Source organism: Devosia sp. (assembly GCF_030689745.1).
In the GTDB taxonomy this organism is placed as follows: domain Bacteria; phylum Pseudomonadota; class Alphaproteobacteria; order Rhizobiales; family Devosiaceae; genus Devosia; species Devosia alba.
The window spans coordinates 1-3,785 of the sequence record NZ_JAUYGL010000128.1 but is presented as its reverse complement, the minus strand read 5'-3'; the positions used below and the strand labels follow the sequence as shown (position 1 = coordinate 3,785).

The following is a 3,785-nucleotide window of genomic DNA, read 5'->3' as shown; positions in this document are numbered from 1 at the left end:
CTCTACCGGATTGCCGACCGCTTTGATGAGTGCAGCTAACTGCTCGTCGGACAGTCTGTGATGGTCAGGGAACATGATCCCGCCATCAATGAGTTCGACAGCAACCGGTTGTTTCTCACCTAGCAGAAACCAAGCTGGTGTTTTGAAGTCTGCATGGTGCACCTTTACAGGCGCTGCCAGATTGCGTATCCCACAATGAGGATACTGATGATGATCATAAATCCGAACCCGGCGATCCAATACACCAACTCTAAGCTCAGCCGCTCTTCCAGTTCGGACATCTCCTTCTTGTGATATTTGTTCAACGCTTCTTCCTGCTTCATGAGTAATTTGCTCATTTCCACGCGCATCGTCTTGTGTAGGCTTTGGACCTGCTGCTGCAATGTCATTGCCTGCTGAACTTTCTGAGCTGCCCTGCCGGGTATCTTGTTGAGTTGCGCTATCTTGCTGCTCATATGCGATCCTTTCTTGTAAGTGCTGCCATCCATACTCTTTGCCGATCTTGGAAGCGGCGAACGGGATTCCTTCATATTCGAATGAAAAGCCGGATATCTTTCCGGTTGTGGCTGATTGGTTGATACGTGTATTCACACCAGCCAGTGCCAGCCGTTCTACTAACTGCTCGATTGTGGGTTTGTCCGTGAGGGCCTCTTCAAGTGCTTTCCTGATCTCCACCCGAGGAGGAAGCTTGCCCGTACGAAGTCCCATCTCGATCTCGTTCTTGGTTTCATTGATAAACATCTCCCCCCGTGGAAATAGTTGAAGACCGAACTTGTTTTCGATGACTGCTTCTGCCGCTTGCAACCGCAACCCAAGATTGGCTTGATCATGGACCAGCCCACCCACCGAGACGCGACTGAATACAAGATGAACGTGATCATGCGAGGTGTTGCTGTGACGAGCACAAACATAAGGAAAGGCATCATCCAGACCGATCTCATCCAGCAACACTTGTACGATCTGCTGCCATTCTTCTCGGCTCTTTGGTATCACGGAAGGCGGGAGACTCAATGACAGATGTGCAGCGGGATGTTGGATGTCTGGTCTGGAACGCGCAGCAACTTTCATCGTGTGTGCGATCTCATTAGGCGGACAGTTCGTGAAAATGAGTTCTCCCCCTTTGTGTGCATCCCTAGCATAGGCGACTCGTTTGCCGAATGCCTTGCCGTTCTTGAATCCCCTGATGGCAATCCCACGCCCCCTCCCCTGCGCGCTGCCGGATGACTTTCGCAGTTTATTACGCACGTCAGAATTCTTGCCTCGCTTCATTTGGCGGCTCCGATCAATGCTGCCCGGAACCGTTCTAAAGTTGCTTTGACCTGCTCCACCTCGAACGCTCCACCCGCATTGAGATGATGAGTCAGCTGATTCAAGTTGGCCGATGCGCGTGACAGCTCTGTCCAAGCGATGACGTTCAGCTCAGGGATTGGTGCAGGCATCTTATTCTGGAGCATGTATCGCATCACCTCGGCACGGTTCAACCCCCCGCGGACATCATCCAGAAAGCGGAGCTCATCATCGTTCAGCATGACCTTCACTTGATGCGTGCGAATCTCCTTTACTGGCGATTCATCCTGCTTGCGCTTGGAGAGGAATTTATACATCAGGATGCCTGCTTCCGACACGAAGCCACCCCATCCGACCGCAGGAAGGATGGGCAAGTCAGGCACGTCCCAACAGGGACTGTGCCTACGACTTGCCCGGACTCCTCACGGTCACTTCTTCCACCTCTGGGATTCATCTCACTTGGCCGGTACATTGCTCGACCTCCCTAGTGACTCTGCACCCATTGCTGCACCACCGACCAGCGCCAAAGTCTGGATCGCCCAACACGGAATCCCGGCGGGAATCCACCTTCTTTGATGAGTTGATACAGGGTGGTTTTACGCAGGCCGGCGATATGCTCCACTTCGGGTAGGCGAAGCAGTCGATCGGTCTTTTCGTAGATAGCTTGAGATGTCATGTAGGTTCCTTTCATATGGCGCGATTGATATCGCATGAAAGTTAGGCTAACAGAACCAGTGAGACTTTGTAAAGCTATCTTATTGATTTAATTACTGTTTGTGCGATGAGTGCTTTTACACAAACAAAAGAAATACACGTAGATGGCAACAAGTGAATCATGGCGAACGATCACGAATGTTTAAGCTCTTAGCGGGATAACCTTGGCTCCGTTTTTTAAAGTTTCTAGATAATCCGCCCATTGCTGCATCATGCTGCTGCGTTCATCCAAGCGAAGTAAATGAGGTTCCCGCTTATAGGCCGCCCTGATCTCGTTTGAATCTGCATGTGCCAACTGCAGTTCAATCAGACGAGAATCGAATCCCATTTGCTCCAGGTTAGTGGAAGCCATTGCTCTGAATCCATGTGCCGTCATCTCTTCCTTCTCATACCCCATCCGCCGAATCGCTGATAGCAATGCCATATCGCTAATGCAGCGGGTCTTACTTTGCGGCGTAGGGAATACCCACTCCGAATCGGAAGTAAGTGGCCGTATTGATTCCAACACAGCTTTCGCCTGAGCAGAAAGCGGAACAACGTGAGGTCTCCTCCCCTTCATTCTTTCGGCAGGGATAAACCAAATCTCTTCTTCAAGATGGAATTCGCTCCACTTGGCCTGGCGTAATTCGCCCGGGCGGACAAAAACCAGCGGAGCTAATTTCAATGCGTGGCGAATGACTTCCGATCCCGAATAGTTCTCGATGTTACGAAGGAGCGTTCCAATCTCGTTGGGCTCAGTAATTGCCCCCAGGTGAGAACCCTTGGCAGGAGGGATTGCACCTTTTAGATCTTGAGTGATATCTCGCTCAACCCGTCCTGTAGCGACCGCATACCTCCATACTTGTCCGCAGTTGTTAAGCAGTCGATGTGCCGTTTCAATCGCTCCGCGAGCCTCGACCTTGCGTAGCACCATAAGAAGCTTGGAAGGAGCGATGTCCTTGATCCCTTCTTTTCCCAAATATGGAAAAAGATCGGCTTCCAATCGCCGGATAATTTTTGAGGCGTGGCCCTCTACCCAATTGACACTGAATTTCTTGAACCACTCACGAAAAATGTTTTCGACTGTTTCAAGATCGACTTGCGTCTTCTCTGCAACGGCCGCTTTTTCAGCCTGCTTGATTGCAGACGGGTCTTGACCATCAGCAATAGTTTTTCTGGCTTCAAATGCGATTTGGCGAGCATCTTTTAACGACCTCAACGGATATGGGCCGATGGTTAAGCATTTTTCTTTGCCCCCAATTCGGTATTTCATCCGCCAGGATTTTGTTCCATTCACTTTGACCAACAAATAGAGTCCATCGCCGTCTGTGAGCTTGTAATCCTTCACCTTGGCCGCAGCGGCCTGAATCGCTTTGTCTGTGAGCTTGCCCATGTTGATTTTCTCCAATTTGGGGGTATCGTTACGTAGACGGTACCCCCAACTCCCATTTTCTGCAAGAAATACCCCCAAATATACCCCCAGCTTCCACGGCAGCCTGCGATGTTCAGCGAACGACCGCGAGCCCGGGCGAACAGGTGTATGCATTGATTAATATAGTAATTATTGCGATATAAGCATGAAAAAAGCCCACCGTTGCGGGTGGGCTTTTTCGTATTTTGGTGGCCCGGGGCGGAATCGAACCACCGACACAAGGATTTTCAATCCTCTGCTCTACCGACTGAGCTACCAGGCCATTTCTTCACCACCATCAACAGAAGGCGGGTAAAACGAAGGCGCGCATTGTATCGACAAGCCGCCCGGCGGGCAATACAAAAAAACGAACCCCGCACAGGGCGGGGTTCGT

General features: G+C 50.9%; 4 protein-coding genes and 1 tRNA gene. All 5 read right to left on the bottom strand.

Annotation, left to right across the window (positions count from 1 at the left end; translation table 11 throughout):
* The coding region (locus tag Q8O80_RS11220) for a relaxase/mobilization nuclease domain-containing protein (protein ID WP_305579546.1) at positions 1 to 1,269 on the bottom strand (1,269 nt) is incomplete at its 3' end.
* Positions 1,266 to 1,604, bottom strand: coding sequence for a plasmid mobilization relaxosome protein MobC (gene mobC / locus Q8O80_RS11215; RefSeq protein WP_305579545.1), 339 nt, complete (start codon positions 1,602 to 1,604; stop codon positions 1,266 to 1,268). The genes Q8O80_RS11220 and mobC, both read right to left, overlap by 4 nt.
* A gap of 167 nt (positions 1,605 to 1,771) precedes the next feature.
* The gene (locus Q8O80_RS11210; RefSeq protein ID WP_305579544.1) at positions 1,772 to 1,963 is read right to left on the bottom strand and encodes an AlpA family transcriptional regulator; all 192 of its coding nucleotides are present in this window, start codon (positions 1,961 to 1,963) and stop codon (positions 1,772 to 1,774) included.
* Between the two features lie 180 nt (positions 1,964 to 2,143).
* Positions 2,144 to 3,373: an integrase arm-type DNA-binding domain-containing protein gene (locus Q8O80_RS11205; protein WP_305579543.1), complete on the bottom strand. Its 1,230-nt coding sequence runs from the start codon at positions 3,371 to 3,373 to the stop codon at positions 2,144 to 2,146.
* Positions 3,374 to 3,598: 225 nt separating this feature from the next.
* A tRNA-Phe gene (locus Q8O80_RS11200) sits at positions 3,599 to 3,674 on the bottom strand.
* Positions 3,675 to 3,785: the final 111 nt, after the last annotated feature.